Here is a 21023-nt window from a genome sequence, read left to right as displayed (position 1 = left end):
GATCTTCCATAGCATGTCGATCTGGATTCTGATCCCTTTCTACATACTCTCGTACGCGATATTGCTCGCCGCGATGGTTGTCGTCATGAATCGAGTTACTACCAAACCCGCTGATACACAAGGCTAAAAGTCGATAAGCCTTGCGCCCGGAGGGGGTCGTGGCGCCTCGCCCCGGATGGTAGGGAGACTGTTCTGACTGCCCTCTCGCTATCCCCACGTCGCCCGTGGGGGTGTGACCGTGGACTTGTCGACGGAGGACAAGTGCACGGCGTGGACACCCGGCTTCTTCGACAGCTGATCCAAAAGGCTTTCCAGGTGCGCCTTGTCGGTGTGCCAGTGCTGGACGGACTCCGGCGCCTCCTGCAGATCCGCCAGGACGGACTTCAGTTTGTCCGGAGTTTTGTCGTCGTTGTCCGACGAGCGGCGGCCCAAACCCTGGCCGGCGCGTGGGGTGACCGCTCGGGGCACCGCACCACCCAGCGCTCCTCCGGCCAAGCCCGCCACGGCCATCGGCCCGAGCGCACTCGCGCCGGCCGCGACCGTCGGCGCGGCACCCGCGCTGGTGTACTCCAATACGGTGGCGGCCAGCTTGACCGCGGGGCTGGCCACGGCCCAGCTCGGCGCCACCGACAACGCTCCCGCCAGACCCGCGTTACCGAGGCCCGCGGTCACCGCGGACGCGCCGGCGGCTCCCACCGCCTGCGTGCTCGAACCCAGCGCCGCGAACAGCGGCCCTTCGAGTTCGACCGCGGTGTCGCTCCAGGTCCGTGCCGTTGCCACCAGGCCCAAGCTGAGGCTCAGCAACGTGTCGTTGACCGGGCGGATGCCTTTGGTGACGAACTCGATGTTCGCGGCGATCTTCGCCAACGGCGTGGAATTCAGGTTGTTCAACCACGTCGCCAATGACGACGGATCGGCCGCCGACAATGCGGAGGGCGACGCGAAGCTTTGCAGGGTTCGCGGCGTCGACGACATCAGCTGCGACAACGCCGACTGCGCGTTGGCGGGCGCCGCGCCGACGGCTTGGGCGACCGCGCCTGATTGGCCAGGGGCCCCGCCCGGGTTGGTGGTTTGCGGGGGCGCGGTGAAGAGCTCCATCTGAGCGGCGATCGCCGACGATCCGGCGTAGCCGTACATTGCGGCGGCGTCTTGTGCCCACATCTGCCCGTATTCCGCTTCGGTGGCCGCGATCGCGGCGGTGTTCTGCCCAAGAACGTTGGTCGCCACCAGTGAGGCCAGGCGGCCGCGGTTTTCCGCGATCGCCACCGGGGGCACCGTCGCCGTGAACGCGCCCTCGTACGCCGCGGCCGCCGCCCTGGCTCGCGAGGCGGCCTGTTCGGCTTGAGCGGCGGTCGCGCTCATCCACGCCGCATACGGCGCGGCCGCACCCGCCATGGTCAGCGAGGACGGCCCCTGCCAACCGCTGATCAAGTTCGAGATCACCGACTCATACGACGTCGCCGCGGACTGCAGCTGGGCGGCCAGCCCATCCCATGCCGACGCCGCGGCCAGCAGTGAGCCTGCACCGTCACCGGCGTACATCCGACCTGAGTTGATCTCCGGCGGCAATGCTCCGAAATCCATTGTTACTCCTTATTATTCGCGATGAGTGGTCTGTGCTATTCCTGCGGGTCGTCCGCGTTGATGACGATGATCGTGGCCGTGGTCGCGGCGCGCCCGAAAGCGCCGCCACCGACGCCCATTGCCCGAGCCGAGCCACCGCCGGTGGCGGCCATCGCGCGCCCGGCCAGACCCGACGCGGCCATGCTGGAGAACAGTGATCCCTCTCCATCGGCCGCGAGAGCCGCCGGAGCGCCGGCAAGAGCGGTTTGGGGAAACACCGTGGCGACCGGCCGGATCTCCGGGGCGGCGGTCGCCCACCCCGGCGGCACCGACAAACGCCCGACGACGCCGGCGCGGCCGATGCCCGTCGGCATTCCGGCCCCGCCGGGCGTCGGTGCGCTCAGCACTCGCGTCCCCGAATCAGCCCCGCCGCCCAGCAGCCGCAGCGTCGACCGGTCCCGGTCCAGACGTTGGCGGGCACTGTTCACATTCGCCACGTTCTGAGGCACCAGGTAGTTTTCGACGCCCAGCAGATACGGGCTGCCCCCGATGCCGAAGAGCGACACCGGACCCAACGGGCCCGTGAGCGCCGAGTCGAATGCCGATAGCAGCGACGGCGGATCGGCGGCGGCGATGGGCGCTGTCAGGGCCTGCAGCGATTGCGGCACGGCGGACATCAGTTGCGGCAGCGCCGATTCCGTGTTCGTCGCGACCGAGCCGCCGGTGACCTGCGCGACGGCGGCGGCCTGTCCCGCGGTCCCGCCCGGGTTGGTACTTCGCGGCGGCGGGGCAAACGGCGTCACCTGTGCGGCGGACGCCGAGGAACCGGCGTAGCCGTACATCGCCGCGGCATCCTGGGCCCACATCTCGGCGTACTGGGCCTCGGTGGCCATGATCGCCGGGGTGTTCTGGCCGAGAAAATTGGTGGCGATCAGCCCCATCAACTGCGCCCGATTGGCCGCTACCACCGGTGGCGGCACCGTCGCAAGGAAGGCCGCCTCATACGCGACCACCGCCGCCCTCGCCTGATTCGCGGTTTGCTCGGCTTGGGCAGCGGTCGCACTCATCCATGCCGCATACGGCGCCGCGGCGGCCGCCATCATGCTCGACGACGGACCCCGCCACCCGGCGGTCAGGTTCGAGATCACCGACTCGTAAGACGCTGCCGCGGAGTGTAACTGGGCTGCCAGCCCATCCCAAGCCGTCGCGGCAGCCAGCATCGGCCCCGACCCGGGGCCAGAGTACATTCGGCCGGAGTTGACCTCCGGCGGCAGCCCTGCGAAATCCATTGCTATACCTCATAACTCAGTGCGCGACGCTTGAGGGACGGCGTGAGTCGACCGCCGCATCGCCTGATTGATAAACGGAACTTTGAAATCGCGCCCTGGCGCTATGCCACCGGCCGGACAGTGAGAGTCGTCAACCGCTGCAGCCGCGGCGAAGCGCCGTTACCGTTGTAGCGCAGGGCCATTCAACGACGGGCACATCCATTCCACAGCAGTGCCGACATGGCGCTGCTAGGAGGCGAGGGGCGAACTTCCTCGTGAGCTAGGCAGTTCTTCGACCGTTGTGGTGTGCCCACATCATCGGCGCTGTGAAACAGCGCCGATCGTCGTCGACATGAAGGTCAACGTCGAGGGCTAGGAACCCCGGTTGCGCCACGGGCGGTGCCGTCGACGCTGCAGATAGGACTCGACGCGGCGGTTGTGCCCGTCGGCAATGATTTCAATTGCGCGCCAGCTATCTTGGCGTGTTTGCTCAACGGTGACCGATGCGAGACATAGCCGCGCTCGGGTGCGGGCCGGCATGGGGATCAGGCCACGCGAGACAATCGGTCGAGCGCTCACCGCAGTCGATGACGGCGAACCCCCATCGACAGATCTCATCGCGGTGCTCCTGCCTGCATACAAAAATGACAGACCACGATCGTACTTATCCCGGTCAGACCGTGTCCAGTTCGCGTCCACGGCATACCAGCAGGTCGGCACGGCCCGCGGCTGCGCAAACCCGCTCACGATCCCACACCAGCGCGGCACCCCGAAATGCCCAGAGCGGATGCAATCAAGTCCCACAATGCGCGGGAATGCGGACTACCATCGATACCGTGCGTGTAAGGGAAGAAACGTAGCGACCGTCGCTTCGTTGGGGCATAGCACTTGCCGGGCCTGCGATGCGGAAGCTAGTCGCGACACTGATGGCCGTTGGGGCCTTGATGCTCAGCGGCGAGGCTACCGCTCGCGCCACGGACCAGCCGCCACCGCCGCCTTCTCCGGCGCCCGATTTTTACGCACCGAAGTGTTTGTCTTTCGACCCCAATCCGCCGGCGCACTGGAACTACCTGCCGTGCGGATGGACAACGGATGGCAAACGGTGGATCCCGCCGCCTCCGTAGCCGATACCGCGTGAGCTCGCCCGGCGAAATCCCCTCAGCCGCTGATCAACTGGCTTTGAGGTGTCCGCCTCCCCGGCAGCTAACGCCGCAGACGCCCGCATCCCCCCGGGCGTCTGCGAGCGAAAGCGCCTGGTCAATGGGGAGCCCGCTGCAATCCAAACCGTTGACCACCAGGCCCAGACTGATGGCGCCGTCCGCGCGGGCACTCTCGATGCACACCTCGATGTCTCGGAGCCCCGGTCTGCCGACGGTCCAGTAGTCCGGGCGATGCCCGTCAAAGACCGTGTGGGCGTCCACGCCATCGACGTTCTCCCCCTGGGGGAGTTCGCCTGCCGAAGAGGCGGGCACATCATCGGGTAGCGCGGCCGCGGCGAGAGGAGTGAGCGGATCAGCAAGACCGCAACAGTTGTCGTGATACTCCAAGGCGATCATCGTCGCCCTCCTCTCACTAGAACCATCGTATCTTCGACGGCGACGTTTTTACGGCAACACGGTGTGCATCAACATCACGTCGTATGCCGACCACAGCGACAGGTTGAAGTACAGGTCCCGTCCCGACGACCAGGGATGGATCATCGGCGCATAAATGCCGCCCGGCATTTGGAACGACGACACCAGTGGTTGCGGGGGACTCCATGGCCCCTGCGGCGCCGGCGCGGTCCTTGCGATGACGTCGTTGCTGCCGCCGTCGGTGTAGAGCACCAGGTACTGCTTGAGGTAATTGTTGTACTGGGCTGACATTTCGCCCACCGGCGCCGGGAAGATCGGCGTCGCCGCACCCGGGTTGTTGGCGACCCAGTGACCGCCGTTGTCGCCGTTCCAGTACTGGTACTTGGTCAGGTCGGGCAATTGATTCGGTGGAACGCGCGACAGGAAGGCCGCACCGCCACGCCCCGATGGCGTCCCGAACTGGTAGAGGTAACCGTCGTTGCCTTTCAGGAACGCGCCCATCTGGAAGTTCTCATTTCCGGGCGTAAACCCGGCTCCCGGAATGGCATCCGCGGACGCCGTGCGGATCGTGGTGGGGAAAATCCCCCAGTTCTGGCCGTTGTCGTTGGACCGCGCGATCGCCGAATAGTTGGTTGTCCATTCGCCGTCACGGCCCCACTGGCGGATGGACATGTAGCTCATGTACTGGGTTCTGCCCATCGACATCGCCCCGGTCGGAATGATTCCCGTCTCGTGCGCGGCCTTGTGGATGGTGTTGACGACCTGTTTGGAAAGTCCGGGCGCCCACACCGGTGAGCCGGAGTACTTGTCGTTGGGCACGCCGTCGGCGATGTGGATACCCCTGGACAGGTCGCGATCGTTGCTGCGGAACAGGGTGTTGTAGCGCCACTGCTGGCCGTGCACCTTGCAGTAGCCGAAGGTGTCGCCGAAGGCCATCAGCACCTGGCGGTTGACGGGATCGCCGTTGTCCCAGGCAATCCCGAGGTCGGTACCGGAGATGCCGAAACGTTGCAGAGTCTTGTTGGGGCCGTCCGGTCCGGTCACCCAATCGACGAGGGATGTCGGGGCGCCCGCGATCGACGGAGGCGGCGGTCCCGGCTCGGGTTGCGGTTGGGGCACCGGTGCGGCGTTGGGCCGCAGCGGGTTGGCATTCGGCGGTTGCGGGACGGCGGGCGCGGGCGGGTTGGGTCCAGGCGGCAACACCTCGGCCTGCTGTTGCAACGGCGCGGACGGGCCGGGTCCGGGAGTCGGCCCCTCGGCACGCGGATGGACGGGTGCGGAGTAGCGCTGCCCCGGTGTCGCGGGCTTGAGCAACGAGGAGATCAGCGGACCCAGCCTCGGCAGCGGCGCCTGGTCATTCGTGTGAGTGGGCCTGCGCCCGGTCGGCGGCTGTACCACCGGCTGAGGCGCGGGCATGGCCGGCTGCGCGGCGGGAGGATCGACGTTCGCCTCGGGAGCGCCGCACGGTGTCGCGTGGGCGGTAGGCGCGGGCCCGACCACGAGGACGAATCCGACAGCGGCCGCCGACGCCATCGATAGCGACACACTTCGAAGAATCGCCGACATGTAACACCTTTCGAGGGGTAGGACACCGCGCTGACGTCCGTAGTTGGCTTCTGTGACGATAGTTATCTGCGGGGCATATGTGACCAACGATGAGCCGATAGGTATGCATCCGTGACCGTGTCGCAACGCGCGGATCCGCGGCCGAACTTCCCCCTTGAGCCATTAGCTGACGGCTGATGCAAGCAGCTGAACGGAGTTTTTAGCTTTGCCGACGCCGCGCTTGCCCGGGTCGGAATCCGACCGAGGGGATGTCACGATGGACCGCAGACAACGCCACCCCGGGGACGGGCGCCCGTCCCGCGGGGGTCCGCCCGGGTGCGGGAGATCCGGCCGCGCCCTCACACGCGCCTGCCGGCCTTGGTGAGGTTGTCGCCGCCCGCGGGTGAAGGTCTGGCTACTTTGCTGGACGGCCGCTAAACGAACCAACCACGAGTGCGTATATCGGCCTGTTCCGCAGGCTGGCGCGACGCCACGATGCGGCTCGACCCGTTCGTGGTGCGACCCGCTGAATCCCGGCACAACCCCGCCGCATCGCCGCAGCTCAGACTTCCACCCGACCGCGTCCCAGTACGCCCTGCGCGCACTCAAAAAAGATGAATCGTCGTTAACCGGGCCCGGTGCCGTGGGCGCCCGGGCGTCAAACAGATTGAGGCCGCATGTTTGTCGGCGCCCCTGGGGGGCAATGATCCAACAGTAGGCGAGTGCGTCGGCCGGCCTTCGCGCCCGCCTAGGTCCCGTCGGTTCAGCCCGAGAGCCGACGGGGCCGCCCTTTCTGGACCTCCCTCCGACGCGCACCTGCCCGCCGATTGGCCTCAATAACCCATCCGCGCGGGGGTACCGTCGGCGTATGGATGGCTCGCCCGGTGGGTGGATTCTCGGCGGTTGTCAAAGCGATTTTGCTCGCCACCTCATCGAGGAAAGCTGCGACGTCGCCGCGCTGAAGCTGGCCTCGGCCAAGGTGGACGCGGCCGGCATCGCGGTGGTGCACGTCGGCAACGCCTACGGCGAGATGTTCGCCCGGCAGGGCCACCTCGGAGCCGTGCCGGCCACGGTCTGCGACGGCCTTCGGAACACCCCGGCCTCGCGCCACGAAGCCGCCTGCCCGTCCGGCAGTGTGGCGGTGCCGGCGGCGATGGCCGATCCGCGCCCGGGCGCCTACGACAGCGCGCTGGTGGTGGGGATCGGGTTGGAGAAAACGGTCCCGGGCGACACCGCCGCCCAGCATCTGGGGGCCGCGGCCTGGACCGGTCACGAGGGGGCCGACGCGCGCTATCTGTGGCCGTCCATGTTCGCCCGGGTGGCCGACGCGTACGACCGCCGTCACGGATTGGGCGACGCGCACACCTTCGGCACCCTGAATTTCGGCGGCAACACCGCCGCCACCGTGAGTTTCGCTGTCGGCAAAGGCATCTGATGATGGACGTTGAGATCGTCGGCAAGTTCCTGTCCACCCTTCCCGAGGACGACGACCACCCCTACCGGACGGGCCCCTGGCGTCCCCAGACCACCGAGTGGGACGCCGACGATCTGGTCGCCGTCGAGGGTGAAATCCCGCGCGACCTGGACGGCGTCTACCTACGCAACACAGAGAACCCGCTGCACCCCGCCTTCAAGACCTATCACCCGTTCGACGGCGACGGCATGCTGCACGTGGTCGGCTTTCGCGACGGAAAGGCGTTCTACCGCAACCGCTTTATCCGCACCGACGGGTTCCTGGCCGAGAACGAAGCGGGCGGGCCGCTGTGGCCGGGTCTGGCCGAGCAGGTGCAGCTGGCCCGGCGCCGGAACGGGTGGGGCGCGCGAACGAGGATGAAGGACGCCTCGAGCACCGACGTCATCGTGCACCGCGGCATCGCGCTGACCAGTTTCTACCAGTGCGGCGACCTGTACCGCATCGACCCGTATTCGGCCGACACGCTCGGCAAGGAGTCCTGGAACGGGCGCTTCCCGACCGAGTGGGGCGTGTCCGCACATCCCAAGGTAGACAACACGACCGGCGAACTGCTGTTCTTCAACTACAGCAAACAAGACCCGTATATGCATTACGGTGTCGTCGACGAGCGCAACGAACTGACCCACTACGTCGACATCCCGCTGCCCGGGCCGCGTCTCCCCCACGACATGGCGTTCACCGAAAACTACGCCATTCTCAACGATTTCCCGTTGTTCTGGGATCCGCAGCTGCTCGAGCACGACGTGCACCTGCCGCGCTTCTACCCCGAGATCCCGTCGCGGTTCGCGGTGATCCCGCGCCGCGGTGCGACCGAGGACATTCGCTGGTTCGAGGCCGACCCCACGTTCGTGCTGCATTTCACCAACGCCTACGAGGATGGCGACGAGATCGTGCTCGACGGCTTCTTCGAAGGAGACCCGTCCCCGCTCGACACCGGTGGGACCAAGTGGGACAAGCTGTTTCGTTTCCTGGCCCTGGATCGGTTGCAGTCCCGCCTGCACCGGTGGCGCTTCAACTTCGTCACCGGTGCGGTGCGCGAAGAGCAGCTCTCCGAATGCATCACCGAGTTCGGCACCATCAACCCCGACCACGCCGCCGCCCACTACCGCTACACCTACGCCGCCACCGGGAGACCGGGCTGGTTCCTGTTCGACGGCCTGGTCAAACACGACCTGCTCACCGGCACCGAGGAGGGGTTCTCGTTCGGGGACGGCGTCTACGGCAGCGAGACCGCGATGGCGCCGCGATTGGGCGCCACCGGCGAAGACGACGGCTACCTGGTCACCCTCACCACCGACATGAACACCGACGCCTCATATTGCCTGGTGTTCGACGCCGCCCGCCTCGGCGACGGGCCGGTGTGCAAACTCCCACTGCCGGAACGGGTTTCCAGCGGCACACACTCGACATGGGCGCCCGGCTCCGAATTGCGGCGCTGGGGTAGCGCCGAGTCCGCCGCGGACGCGATCGGATTGCGATGAGCGCCGACCAGCACAAGCAGCACCGCGCAACGCACTGGCCACCGCAGTTGGCGCCGATCGGTGCCATCCGCTTCGCGCGCCGTTCGTCGCACTTCGCGGAAACGGTGCGGTTCTACCGCGACCTGGTGGGGCTGCCTCTCTACGAAACGTTCGAAGAAAGCTACGGCAGCAACGGCGCGATTTTCGGGCTACCCAGCTGGAACCTCACCATGGAGATCGTGGAGGCCGTCGACGCCGTCGCGGTCGACCACCATGAACAGCTCTGCCTGTATTTCCCCGACCCCCAGGCACAGCAAGCCGCCCTCGCGCGCCTGCACGACGCGGGCGTCGAGCCCGTCGAGCAGCACCCTTACTGGGCGGCCACCGGCGCGATCACCTATCGGGACCCGGACGGGCGCGAAATCGTCTTCGCGCCCTTCGTATTCGGCGTCAATGAACCGGACACCAGCGCCGCCTCGGGAAAGCACGAGTTCCCCTCGGCCTGAGGGCTCAGCGCCGCGACCGACCGGAAGCCAGCGCCGCGATCACAGCCACGATCGAGCACGCCACGGCGCACACCGCGCCGCCCGCACCGACGTAGAGGCCGTATTCGGCCGACACCGGCGGGTTGACGTTGAGCTTGTAATACCAGACCGTCAGCGCCACGATAAGCAGCGAAATCAACAGCGCGGCAACCGAAGCGAGCTTCACCGACAGGCCGCGGCCCATCATCGCGCCGGCCACCAGCAGTGTCGAGGCCAGCAGCACGATGAGCTGGCCGGCGCCGAACCCCGGGGGCAGTTCCAAGTTGCCGTGGGCGCCTCCGATGGCGTTGGCCCAGCCCCCGCCGTTGACCGCCGTCCTCAGCCACGGCAGCCACGCGCTGGCCGAAACCACCACGGCGAAAAACGCCACCAGCCAACCGGGGCGCAGTCGGCGGGTCATGGTAGCGAGGTTAACCGACTCCGACGCCGTGCCGCGGCACCGAGCGCCGCGCTAGCGTGGCGCCGGCGATCCGAGGCGTCAGCTCGGCAACGAGGACAGATTGAAGAGGGCGCCGGTCGGATCGCTCGCGGCGGCCAGCCGTCCATACGGGGTGTCCTCGGCGCCGCGCAGCACCGCGCCGCCGTGGTCGACGATCAGTCGCAGGGTGTTGTCGACGTCTTCGGCGCCGAAGAAGATCACCCAGTTCGACGGGGTCCCCTCCGGCAACAATGAGGCGCCGTCCATCACGCCGAGCAATTGCTCGTCGCCGAACCACGCTGTGGTGTAGCGGAATTCGTCGGTGTCGGACGCGGACTCGGTACGCCAGCCCAGGACGTCGCGGTAGAAGTCGAGGGCCGCGCCATAGTCGCGCGTGGTCAGCTGGTGCCAGACCGGGCCCCTGCCGCGCCGGTGATCTCGAAGCCGAGATGCTCCAGCGGCTGCCACAAGCCGAACATCGCGCCGGTTGGGTCGGTCACCAGGCCCATCCGGCCCTTGGCGGGCACCTCGATCGCCATGCACACCGAACCACCCGCCCCGCTCGCCGCGGTCAGTGTCGTGTCGATGTCGGCGGTGTGGAAGTAGGTGACCCAGCGGTCCGGGGTCTCGGCTTCGGGCCCGTTCGCCATGATCCCGGCGACCACGTGGCCGTCCGTGGCGGCGTTGACGTATCCGTGGTATTCGGGACCGGCGGACTCGAACGCCCAGCCGAAAACCGTGCCGTAGAACTCTTGGGCGCGGGCGACGTCGGACGTGGTCAGATCGATCCAGCATGGGGCGCCCAGCGGCGCGCTGTCACGAATGGGCACAGTGACCTCCTGGTGGTGTTTCCCCTGGACAACGGGGTTCACAACTATCGACCGCTGCGGTGCCCAAAACTCATCGGCAGGCCCCGGCGATCAGCGATGCCCGTTGGTGCTCGGGTCGGGTCGGGTGAACACCGCGACGAAGTTCTCCAGCGACTGGTTGATATCGCCGCGCAGTGCGGCGGCGACGATCATGCCGATGGGGCCGAACAGCGCCGGGCCGCCGAGGTGCACGTCGAAGCTGACGACGGAGCCGTCCCCTTTGGGCTGGATCTTGGCCATCAGTTTGACCTTGACGCCGCCGACACCGTCGCCGTTGAGCGTCATGCCCTCGGGCGGCTTGTAGCGCACCACCGTCCATTTGATCCGGTTGGGCATGCCCTTGACCTCGACGATCGACTCGACGACCGAGCCCTTTTCGATCTCGTCGGGCAAGGCGCTGCGCCACACCCGGTGGATGGTCAGCCAGTCCTTGTACCGGGACAGGTCAGAAGCGTGCTGCCAGGCCACCTCGGGTGGCAGCGGGACATCGATGGATCCGGAAAGCTTGGCCATGGCTCAGTTCTGCTGGTCGCCCGTGTCCGCAGGGCCGGTCGCCTTCTTGGCCTGTTCCTGCACCTGGTGGATGGTGTCGGTGTACTTGCCCTGCGTCTTCTCGTCGACGAACTCGCCGGCCTTGTCGATGGCCATCTCGACCTTGTCGGCGTTCTGCGACAACAGATCCTTGGCCTTGTCCAGGAATCCCATGCGCCCTCCCTTTTCCCGGCATCGTACTTGCCCGGCGAAACCGGCCGGAGTCGAGTTCGGTGTGCTCAGCGCCACAACCGCGGCTGCACGCCCAGCATTCTGGCGCGGATCCACCACATGGCCTCGACCGCGGCGGCACCCAACAGACCGATCCCCACAGCGGTCGCGGTCACCGTCACATTGGACGGATCCAGCAGGAACTGTTTGCGGGCCAGTGGCAGGCTGAAGATCACCACATAGGCCAGGCCCGAGGCGATTACGAGCGCCACCCGCCACCACTGGTAGGGACGTGCGACCACCGCCAGCACCCACAGCGCCGTCATGAGCAAGGTGATCAGGGCCGCGGTCGACGCCTGATCCTGTTGCTGAAAGCTGGCGTGACGACCGTGGTAGGCGATGAGGTACGACGCGAAGGTCGCGGTGCCGACGATCAGCCCCGACGGCAGGGCCGAGCTCAGGACCCGGCGCACGAAGCCCGGCTCGGCGCGCTCGTTGTTGGGCGCCAGCGACAGGATGAACGACGGTATTCCGATGGTGAACCACGCCGCGATGGTGACGTGGATCGGCTGGAACGGATACAGCAACGGGTCGGCTTTCAGCGCTTTGGATAGCAGGCATTCGATGCCCACCAACAACGCCAGCAGCACCGAATAGACGGTCTTGGTCAGGAACAGGTTGGCGACTCGCTCGATGTTGCCGATCACCCGCCGTCCCTCACCGACGACGTACGGCAACGTCGCAAACCTGTTGTCCAGCAAGACGATCTGCGCCACGGCGCGAGAGGCCGGGCTGCCGGCCCCCATCGCGACGCCGATATCGGCGTCTTTGAGGGCCAACACGTCGTTGACGCCGTCGCCGGTCATCGCGACGGTGTGCCCGTGCGATTGCAGGGCGTGCACCACGGCGCGTTTCTGATCCGGCCGCACCCGCCCGAAGGTGGTGTGGGTGTCCAGCGCGTCAGCCAATTGCGTGGGTTCCGAGGGGAGTTGGCGGGCGTCCATCGTCTGGCCGTGCAGCCCGAGCTTGTCGGCGACGGCGCCGACCGAGACGGCGTTGTCCCCGGACAACACTTTGACCGCAACGCCTTGACCGGCAAAATAATCCAGCGTTTCGCGGGCGTCGGGACGCACCTTCTGTTCGAGCACTACCAGCGCAACAGGGGTGACATGCTGCGGCGCGTCCGGGTGGTCGACGGCCACGTCAGCGGCGCCCACCAGCAGGACCCGCAAACCTTGCGCCCCGATTCGCTCGGCCTGTTCGGCCGCCGCCGACGCCGGCTCGAGCAACACGTCGGGCGCCCCCATCACCCAGTTGCCGTGTCCTTCGAAGGACACGCCGCTCCACTTGGTGGCCGACTTGAAAGGTGCTGTCGCCGTGGCGGTCCAGCCGGGCGGATCGGGATAGGACTCGGCGATGGCGCGCATGCTCGCGTTGGGCCGCGGGTCGGCGGCGGCCAAGGAGGCCAGCACGTCGCCGATCCGGCCACGCCGCCCGGCCTCGTCGAGCTCGTCGACCCGCGCGACCCGCATGCCGCTTTCGGTCAGGGTGCCCGTCTTGTCGGCGCAGACCACGTCGACCCGCGCGAGTCCCTCGATGGCGGGCAGCTCCTGCACCAGGCAGCGGCGCTGGCCGAGCCGGACCACCCCGACCGCGAACGCGACCGACGTCAGCAGCACCAGCCCTTCGGGGACCATCGGTACCAAGGCACCCACCGTCCGCAGCACGGACTCGCGCCAGCCCGCGTGGGTGGTGAACAGCTGGGTGTAGATCGTCAGCAGGCCGGCCGGCACCAACAGGTAGGTGATGAACTGCAGGATGCGGTTAATGCCGTTGCGCAGTTCGGATTTCACCAACGTGAACTTGCTGGCTTCCTCGGCGAGTTTGGCCGCGTAGGCGTCCGGACCGACCTTGGTGGCCCGGTAGGCGCCGGTGCCCGCGACGACGAAACTGCCCGACATCACCGGGTCGCCGACGGCTTTGGCGATCGGGTCGGCCTCGCCGGTCAGCAGCGACTCGTCGACTTCCAGGTTCGCCTCCTCGACGATCTCTCCGTCGACGACGACCTGATCGCCGGGTCCGAGCTCGATGATGTCGTCGAGCACCACCTCCTCGGGCGGCACCGCACGCGTTCCGGATTGCCTGCGCACCAAGGGTTTCGCCTGTCCCACGATCGCGAGCTTGTCCAGCGTCTGCTTGGCCCGGATTTCCTGGACCATGCCGACGACGCTGTTGGCGACGATCAACAGGCCGAACATCCCGTTGATCAGCGAACCCGTCGCGAGCACGATCAGCAGCAAGACCCCAAGGATCGCGTTGATCCGGGTGAACACATTGGCCCGCACGATATCGGTGATGCTGCGCGTCGCGCGTTTCCGTATCGCGTTGCTCTGGCCGTCGGCAACCCGCTGCGTCACCTCGGCATCGGTCAGGCCGGCGCTCATCGGGTGAAGGTCCCCAACTTCTCGGTGTCGTAGTACTCCAGGTTCACCGTGTTGTTGGCGAACACCGCTGTGGAAACTGTTCCGGGTGGGGCGTTTTCGTCGGTCAGCGGGAAGGTGAAGGTGTCTCCGTCCCAATGGGTGAGGGTGACCGTCCGGTTTTTCGGGCCCATCGCCAACTGCAGGGCGCCGTCGCGTTCGGTCACGACGGCCGGACCCCAGTAGTCGCTGGCGTAGACGCCGGCGTACTCGCCGAGCGGTTTGGCCGGGGCGGGATTGGGCGGGGGCTGCTTCCCGACCAGCGAGCCCACCGGATTGTTCAGCCAGCCGATCGCCTTTTTGTATAAGGCGCCCCAGTCCTCGCGGATCTGGCCGTACTGGACGAGGTCCATGAATTCGGCGGTCAGCGTCTCCGGGATGCCGTAGGGCGCGCCGTTGGTCAGCGCGATGATGCCCAAGTCCTCCGAGGGCATCACCACGAAGTTCGTCGCCGCCCCCAAATCGAAAGCGCCGGAGTGGCTGTATTCGGTGCGGCCCGAGGAGTCGACCGACGCGTTGAAGCCGTATCCGTAGAAACCGGTGCGGGCCTTGGGCGTCGTCGCGGGCGCCGACACCATCTGCGGACTGGTCGCGGGCAGCAAGGCTTCCGGCGAGGCGATCCGCTGGCCGTTGTGAGTTCCGTTGCCCAGCAACATCATCAGCCAGTGGGCCATGTCGTTGGCCGATGAACTGACGCCGCCCGCGGGTGACTGGGGATCGGGGTCCCGCTGGAAACGGGCCTCCCACTTGTCGGCGACCTTGATGTGGTTGACCGCATGGTTGGGCCGGGCGATGAAGTCGGCAAAGCGTGAACTGGTCGACGTCATCCCCAGGGGGCGGTAGAGCACCTCGTCGGACAGATCCTCCCATGATTTGCCCGCCGCGGCCGCCACCGCCTCCGCACCGGCGGTGATCCCATAGTTGGTGTAGGCGTAGCTGATCCGGAAGGGCGCCAGCGGCAGGTACTTGAGCCGCTCGAGTGTCTGACGGCGGTCGTAGCCCAGGTCTTCCAGTTTGTCGCCGGCGTGGTCGGGCAGCCCGGAGCGATGCGAATACATGTCAGCGACGGTCACATGGCCGGCGACATAGGGGTCGCTGAGCGTGAACCACGGCAGCTTGGCGGCCACCGGGGTGTCCCAGCCGACGATGTTGTCGCTGACCTCGTGCGCGATCACCGTCGCACCGACCGATTTGGACACCGAGGCCAACTGGAAGACGGTGTCGGCGTCCACCTTGTTGTCCTGCCCCTGCCCCTTGCTCGCGTCCTTGATGCCGAAGCCTTTGGCGTACAACACCTTCCCGCCGTGGACAACGGCGACCGCCATTCCGGGGACACCGGTGCTTTTCATCAGGTCGCCGACCAGGCCGTCGATTTTTGCGACGGCATCGTCGATGCGGCCGGCCGGAATCGCCACGCCGGACACCTGGTTGGGCGGGACGTCAGACAGTGTGGGCGGGGGCCCGGCGGTCGGCTGCGCGGAGCCGCATCCCGTCAACCCGAGCAGTATCGCGATGGCAGCGGCCGCGCGTTTGGTCATGGCGCGACCTTAGCCCGGTGACGATGCGCGCCGCATGAATCAGAGCTGCCACCACGGGTTCGATTTCACCGGGGCCGCGAGATCAAGGCGCTGACCGGGCACCGGCACCGCCACGTTCACCCGCTCGGGCTCCGCGGCGGCGAGCAGGCGCTCGACCGGTTCGGCCCACGGGTGCGGCGCCAACCGGAAGGTGCCCCAGTGGATCGGCACCAGCAGTCCCCCGTCGGTGACGTCGAGGTGCGCCCGCAGCGCCTCCTCGGGGCTCATGTGCACGTCGGGCCAGGCCGTGTTGTAGGCCCCGATGGGCAGCAGGGTCAGGTCGAACGGTCCGTGGTCGGCGCCGATCTGGGCGAAGCTCTTGGTGTAACCGGTGTCGCCGCCGAAGTACGCGCGATGGGTCGGCCCACGGAACACCCACGACGCCCACAACGTCGTATTGCGGTCCAGGAAGCGGCCCGAAAAATGCCGCGCCGGCACGCAAACCACGGTGAGCTCGTCGACCTTCGCGCTCTGGTGCCAATCGAGCTCGACGATGCGGTGCTCGGGTATCCCCCACCTGCGCAGGTGGGCGCCGACACCGAGCGGAACGAAGAACGGCGACCGCTGCGTGCGGGCCAACGCCCTGATCGTGTCGATGTCGAGGTGGTCGTAGTGGTCGTGGCTGATCACCACCGCGTCGACGGCGGGCAGCCCCTCGAGTTGAATCGGCGGTGGATGCAGCCGCTGCGGCCCGACGATGTCCGACGGCGAACACCGGTCGCTCCACACCGGATCGGTGAGCACCCGGTAGCCGTCGATTTCCAGCAGCGCCGTGGAGTGGCCGAACCAGCTGACCGCCAGCCCGCTCGGATCCGCGCCGAAGACCCCCGGGGCCGTCAGCGGGATCGGCCCCCGCGGCCGGCTTCCACCCCGGTTTCCCACCAGCTCCCACGCGATGAGCCGCAGTTGCTCGCGGTCCATCTTGGTGTCCGAGGCCGGCTCGAGGTTGACGAAAACGCCGTCGCGACAGTGCGGGGACCCGGCCGTCACCGCGGCGATCGATGCGGGATGGGCGCCGAGCGCGTCCGGCGCACCGTGCAGCGCGCGCACCAGCCAACCCCCGCCCGCCAGCGACGCCGTGCCGGCGACCAGCCGTAGCGCCCCGCGCATGGTTCGTCAGGCTCCTTGGAACTTCGGTGGCCGCTTCTCGATGCGGGCGACCTGGGCTTCGACGACGTCTTGACTGCTCCAGGCCTTGTCGAAGAGCTCCTTGTGCACCGGCCCGGCCTCTTCGATGGCGCCGTCGTCGTTGAGCACCCGCTTGGCGTGCTGGATCGCCAGCGGGGCCAGGCCGGCGATCTCGGCGGCCCAGGCCTGGGCGTCGGCCAGCGTCCCGATGCGGTTGGCCATCCCGGTCTGCAGCGCCGCGTCGGCCGTCAGCTTTTCCGCGGCCAGCAGCATCGCGCGGGCCCGGCCGTGACCGACCAGCGTCGACAGGCGCCGGATGCTCCAGTTGTCAAGGGCCAGGCCGTATTTCGATGTCGGAAACTGGAAGAAGGCGTCCGGCGCGACCACCCGGAGATCGCATTGCATGGCCAGCTGCAGGCCCGCGCCGATGGCCGGGCCGTTGATGGCGCCGATCACCGGGATGAGGGTCGCGTCCAACACCTTGTGTAGCTCGATGAGCCGGTCGGGATAGTCGGCGGCGAACGCGTCGCCGCTCAGGTCCGCACCGGCGCAGAACACCGTGCCCTGGCCGGTCAGCACGATCGCCCGGGTGGAGCCGTCGCCCGCCTTCAGCACGGCCTCCCGCAGCTCCTCGACAAGCTGCGAGTTCAAGGCGTTGCGGCGCTCGGGGCGCTGCAACTCGATGGTCAAAACGGCTTCGGCCTGGCTGACACCGATCATGGGAGCCACCCTATATAGCCTCGTCACGTGAGTCGTATCTCGGCTGGTCAACTACGCGACACGGTCCTGGACGAGAATTCCTTCATCCGCTGGGACGCTGAGCCGCTCGCCGTGCCGCTCAGCACCGCCTATGCGCGAGAGCTGGCCGACGCCCGCGCCGCTACCGGCCTGGACGAATCGGTGCTCACCGGCGAAGGGCGCATCTTCGGGCGCCGGGTCGCGGTGGTGGTCTGCGAATTCGGCTTTCTCGGCGGCTCGATCGGGGTGGCCGCCGCCGAACGGATCACCGCCGCGGTGCAGCGGGCGACCGCCGAGGGCTTGCCGCTGCTGGCCTCGCCGAGCTCCGGGGGCACCCGCATGCAAGAGGGCACGGTCGCGTTCTTGCAGATGGTGAAGATCGCCGCCGCCGTCCGGCTGCACACCCAGGCGCACCTGCCCTACCTGGTCTATCTGCGCAATCCGACCACCGGCGGCGTGTTCGCGTCGTGGGGCTCGCTGGGCCATGTCACACTCGCCGAACCGGGCGCGTTGATCGGCTTCCTCGGGCCTCGCGTATACCAGCTGCTCTATGGCGAACCGTTCCCCGAGGGCGTCCAGACCGCGGAGAACCTGCAGCGGCACGGCGTGATCGACGGCGTCGTCCCGCTCGACGAGCTGCGCCCCACGCTGGACCGCGCGATGACCGTCATCGCCGACCCTCCCGAGCCGCTGCCCGCGCCGCCACCACCCGAACCGACACCCGACGTCGCGGCGTGGGACTCGGTGGTCGCATCGCGGCGGCCCGACCGGCCGGGCGTCGGACTTCTGTTGCGGCACGGCGCAACTGATCAGGTGCTGTTGTCGGGGACCGGTCGAGGAGAGGCGGCGACCACGCTGTTGGCGCTGGCCCGGTTGGCCGGCCAGCCCGTGGTGGTGCTCGGCCAGCAGCGGATAGCGGGCGGCCGGGCAAGCACCGTGGGCCCGGCGTCGTTGCGCGAGGCCCGGCGCGGCATGGCGCTGGCCGCCGAATTGCGTCTGCCGCTGGTGCTGGTGATCGACACGGCGGGGCCGGCGCTGTCCGCCGAGGCCGAGCAGGGTGGGCTCGCCGGGCAGATCGCCCAGTGCCTGGCCGAGCTGGTGACCCTGGATACCCCGACGGTCTCCGTGCTGCTGGGCCAGGGCAGCGGTGGGCCGGCGCTGGCGATGGTGCCCGCCGACCGGGTGTTGGCCGCGCTGCACGGCTGGCTGGCGCCGCTACCGCCGGAAGGCGCCAGCGCGATCGTCTTCCGCGACACCGATCATGCCGCCGAACTCGCTGCGGCCCAAGGCATTCGGTCGGCTGATCTGTTGGAGTCCGGAATTGTCGACGTCGTCGTCGCGGAACATCCCGACGCCGCCGACGAGCCCGTCGAGTTCTCGCGGCGATTGTCGCGGGCCATCGCCGCCGAGGTGCAGGCGCTGCGCGGGATGCCCGCCGCCGAGCGGCTGGCCGCCCGGTTGCGGCGCTACCGCAACATCGGTGTGCGCTGAAACACTTCCGGCGAGCAGACGCGGAATCGCACAGAATCAGCGAGTTTGATGCGATTCCGCGTCTGCTCGCCCCAGGTCGCGCCTCCCACCGCCGAAAGCAGCAATCAGGCAAAATGGGCGGCATGGACACAGGAGCTAGCTCACCGCGGGTCTTGGTCGTCGACGACGACTCCGATGTGCTCGCGTCGCTGGAACGTGGCCTGCGGCTGTCCGGATTCGAGGTGTCGACCGCGGTCGATGGCGCCGAGGCATTGCGCAGCGCCACCGAGACGCGGCCGGACGCGATCGTGCTCGACATCAACATGCCGGTGCTGGACGGCGTCAGCGTCGTCACCGCGCTGCGCGCCATGGACAACGACGTCCCGGTCTGCGTGCTGTCGGCCCGCAGCTCGGTCGACGACCGGGTGGCGGGCCTGGAGGCCGGGGCCGACGACTACCTGGTCAAACCGTTCGTGCTGGCCGAGCTGGTCGCGCGGGTCAAGGCGCTGCTGCGGCGCCGCGGCGCCACCGCCACCTCCTCCTCGGAAACCATCACGGTGGGGCCGCTGGAAGTCGACATCCCGGGCCGTCGTGCCCGCGTCAACGGCGTCGACGTCGACCTGACCAAGCGGGAATTCGACCTGCTGGCGGTGCTGGCCGAACACAAGACCGCGGTCTTGTCCCGCGCGCAGCTGCTCGAGCTGGTGTGGGGTTATGACTTCGCCGCCGACACCAACGTCGTCGACGTCTTCATCGGATACCTGCGCCGCAAGCTGGAGGCCAACGGTGGGCCCCGGCTACTGCACACCGTGCGCGGAGTGGGATTCGTGCTGCGCATGCAGTAACCCGGGCGAGCGGCCATGAACATCCTGTCCCGGATCCTGACCCGTACGCCGTCGTTACGGGCCCGGGTCGCGGTCGCGACCGCGATCGGCACCGCCATCGTGGTGGTGATCGCGGGGGCGGTCGTGTGGTTCGGCATCACCAGCGCCTGGAAGGAGCGGCTGGACCGGCGCCTGGACGAAGCGGCGGGCTTCGCCATCCCCTTCCTGCCGCGCGGGCTCGACGACATCCCGCGCGCCCCCCACGATCAGGACACCGTGATCACCGTCCGGCGCGACGGACAGGTCAAGTCCAACTCGGACGTCACGCTGCCGCCGCTGGACGTGGGCTATGCCGACACGTACATCAACGGGGTCCGCTATCGCGTCCGAACCTTGGAGGTCGCGACGCCGCAGCCGGCGACGGTGGCAGTGGGTGCGACGTATTACGACACGATCGCCCAGACCAACAACCTGCATCGCCGGGTGATCCTGATCTGCGCGCTGTCGATCGGCGCGGCGGCGGTATTCGCTTGGCTCCTGGCGGCTTTCGCGGTCCGGCCGTTCAAGCGCCTGGCGCAGCAAGCCCGCTCGATCGACGCCGACGAGCGGCCACAGGTGGCGGTGCGCGGCGCCACCGAGGCGGTCGAGGTCGCCGAGGCCATGCGGGGCATGCTGCAGCGCATCTGGAAGGAACAGGACCGGACCAAGGAGGCGCTCGCGTCCGCGCGCGACTTCGCTGCCGTGTCCTCGCACGAGTTGCGCACTCCGCTGACCGCGATGCGCACCAACCTCGAGGTGCTGTCCACCCTGGACATGCCGGACGAACAACGCAAAGAGGTGTTGGGCGACGTCATCCGCACCCAGTCGCGCATCGAGGCCACGCTGAGCGCCCTCGAGCGGCTGGCCCAGGGCGAACTGTCGACGTCCGACGATCACGTGCCGGTCGACATCACCGAGCTGCTCGACCGGGCCGCCCACGACGCCATGCGGATCTATCCCGGGGTCGACGTCTCGCTGGTGCCGTCGCCCACCTGCATCATCGTGGGGTTGCCGGCCGGGTTGCGCCTCACCGTCGACAACGCGATCGCCAATGCCGTCAAGCACGGCGGCGCCACGCGCGTTGAGCTGTCGGCGGTCAGCTCGCGCGCCGGCGTGGAGATCACCGTCGACGACAACGGGCGCGGCGTGCCGGAGGACGAGCGTCAGGTGGTGTTCGCCCGGTTCTCCCGCGGATCGACGGCGTCGCATTCCGGGTCGGGCCTGGGATTGGCCTTGGTGGCCCAGCAGGCCCAGCTGCACGGCGGGACCGCCGCGCTGGAAAGCAGCCCGCTGGGTGGTGCGCGGTTGGTGCTGCGGCTCCCCGGCCCCAGTTAGCCGCTGGCCGTCGG

General features: G+C 68.0%; 17 protein-coding genes and 2 pseudogenes. 7 read left to right on the top strand and 12 right to left on the bottom strand.

Features of this window, described 5'->3' with window-relative positions; all coding sequences use genetic code 11:
* Positions 1–207: 207 nt before the first annotated feature.
* A complete protein-coding gene (locus AC0KS4_RS02560) occupies positions 208–1584 on the bottom strand; it encodes a PPE family protein (RefSeq protein ID WP_238958289.1) in 1377 nt (458 codons plus the stop codon).
* A gap of 35 nt (positions 1585–1619) precedes the next feature.
* Positions 1620–2852, bottom strand: coding sequence for a PPE family protein (locus tag AC0KS4_RS02555; RefSeq protein WP_238958290.1), 1233 nt, complete (start codon positions 2850–2852; stop codon positions 1620–1622).
* A gap of 881 nt (positions 2853–3733) precedes the next feature.
* On the opposite strand from AC0KS4_RS02555, the gene AC0KS4_RS02550 reads away from it, so the two are divergent.
* Positions 3734–3955: a hypothetical protein gene (locus tag AC0KS4_RS02550; protein WP_308011542.1), complete on the top strand. Its 222-nt coding sequence runs from the start codon at positions 3734–3736 to the stop codon at positions 3953–3955.
* 45 nt (positions 3956–4000) lie between these two features.
* Here the strand turns inward: AC0KS4_RS02550 and AC0KS4_RS02545 are convergent, their stop codons facing one another.
* Positions 4001–4387 (bottom strand): hypothetical protein, encoded by a 387-nt coding sequence (locus tag AC0KS4_RS02545; RefSeq protein WP_225327321.1) that lies wholly within the window; start codon positions 4385–4387, stop codon positions 4001–4003.
* A 48-nt stretch (positions 4388–4435) separates the two neighbouring features.
* Positions 4436–5971, bottom strand: coding sequence for a DUF4185 domain-containing protein (locus AC0KS4_RS02540; RefSeq protein ID WP_238958291.1), 1536 nt, complete (start codon positions 5969–5971; stop codon positions 4436–4438).
* An 847-nt stretch (positions 5972–6818) separates the two neighbouring features.
* Here AC0KS4_RS02540 and AC0KS4_RS02535 point away from each other — a divergent pair.
* The 3 genes and pseudogenes from AC0KS4_RS02535 to AC0KS4_RS02525 form a co-directional block, all read left to right on the top strand.
* Positions 6819–7334, top strand: a pseudogene (locus tag AC0KS4_RS02535) (beta-ketoacyl-[acyl-carrier-protein] synthase family protein); the annotation flags it as partial.
* Between the two features lie 53 nt (positions 7335–7387).
* Positions 7388–8905, top strand: coding sequence for a carotenoid oxygenase family protein (locus AC0KS4_RS02530; protein ID WP_238958292.1), 1518 nt, complete (start codon positions 7388–7390; stop codon positions 8903–8905).
* Complete coding sequence (locus AC0KS4_RS02525; protein ID WP_238958293.1) at positions 8902–9390, top strand: VOC family protein; 489 nt, start codon at positions 8902–8904, stop codon at positions 9388–9390. The genes AC0KS4_RS02530 and AC0KS4_RS02525 overlap by 4 nt, the downstream gene beginning before the upstream one ends.
* Before the next feature lie 4 nt (positions 9391–9394).
* On the opposite strand, the gene AC0KS4_RS02520 is transcribed toward AC0KS4_RS02525, so the two are convergent.
* From AC0KS4_RS02520 to AC0KS4_RS02485, 8 genes and pseudogenes are all read right to left on the bottom strand, one after another.
* Entirely contained in the window at positions 9395–9829 is a 435-nt protein-coding gene (locus AC0KS4_RS02520) for a hypothetical protein (RefSeq protein ID WP_238958294.1), read from the bottom strand.
* 78 nt (positions 9830–9907) lie between these two features.
* Positions 9908–10677, bottom strand: a pseudogene (locus tag AC0KS4_RS02515) (VOC family protein).
* Positions 10678–10767: 90 nt separating this feature from the next.
* The gene (locus tag AC0KS4_RS02510; protein ID WP_225327326.1) at positions 10768–11229 is read right to left on the bottom strand and encodes a type II toxin-antitoxin system Rv0910 family toxin; all 462 of its coding nucleotides are present in this window, start codon (positions 11227–11229) and stop codon (positions 10768–10770) included.
* A 3-nt stretch (positions 11230–11232) separates the two neighbouring features.
* Positions 11233–11421, bottom strand: a complete 189-nt coding sequence (locus tag AC0KS4_RS02505; protein ID WP_225327327.1) for an antitoxin — start codon at positions 11419–11421, stop codon at positions 11233–11235.
* Between the two features lie 65 nt (positions 11422–11486).
* Positions 11487–13862, bottom strand: a complete 2376-nt coding sequence (locus AC0KS4_RS02500) for a cation-translocating P-type ATPase (protein WP_238958295.1) — start codon at positions 13860–13862, stop codon at positions 11487–11489.
* Positions 13859–15436: a serine hydrolase gene (locus AC0KS4_RS02495; RefSeq protein ID WP_238958296.1), complete on the bottom strand. Its 1578-nt coding sequence runs from the start codon at positions 15434–15436 to the stop codon at positions 13859–13861. Before AC0KS4_RS02495 ends, AC0KS4_RS02500 begins: the two co-directional genes overlap by 4 nt.
* Before the next feature lie 39 nt (positions 15437–15475).
* Positions 15476–16585 (bottom strand): MBL fold metallo-hydrolase, encoded by a 1110-nt coding sequence (locus tag AC0KS4_RS02490; RefSeq protein ID WP_238958297.1) that lies wholly within the window; start codon positions 16583–16585, stop codon positions 15476–15478.
* 6 nt (positions 16586–16591) lie between these two features.
* Positions 16592–17323, bottom strand: a complete 732-nt coding sequence (locus tag AC0KS4_RS02485) for an enoyl-CoA hydratase (protein ID WP_238958298.1) — start codon at positions 17321–17323, stop codon at positions 16592–16594.
* A 27-nt stretch (positions 17324–17350) separates the two neighbouring features.
* Between AC0KS4_RS02485 and AC0KS4_RS02480 the strand changes: the two genes are divergently transcribed.
* The 3 genes from AC0KS4_RS02480 to AC0KS4_RS02470 all read left to right on the top strand — a co-directional run bounded on the left by AC0KS4_RS02480 (position 17351) and on the right by AC0KS4_RS02470 (position 21009).
* Positions 17351–18832 carry a carboxyl transferase domain-containing protein gene (locus AC0KS4_RS02480; RefSeq protein ID WP_238958299.1) on the top strand — a complete coding sequence of 494 codons (1482 nt, stop codon included), beginning with the start codon at positions 17351–17353 and terminating at the stop codon, positions 18830–18832.
* 113 nt (positions 18833–18945) lie between these two features.
* Positions 18946–19656, top strand: a complete 711-nt coding sequence (prrA, locus tag AC0KS4_RS02475) for a two-component system response regulator PrrA (RefSeq protein WP_007777113.1) — start codon at positions 18946–18948, stop codon at positions 19654–19656.
* 15 nt (positions 19657–19671) lie between these two features.
* Positions 19672–21009: a sensor histidine kinase gene (locus AC0KS4_RS02470; RefSeq protein ID WP_225327333.1), complete on the top strand. Its 1338-nt coding sequence runs from the start codon at positions 19672–19674 to the stop codon at positions 21007–21009.
* The last annotated feature ends 14 nt before the right edge of the window (positions 21010–21023 follow it).

Source organism: Mycobacterium sp. NTMscope_MAC_12, assembly GCF_976985675.1.
Note: the sequence above shows the minus strand (reverse complement) of the source record. Positions and strands in the feature narration are given on the sequence as shown.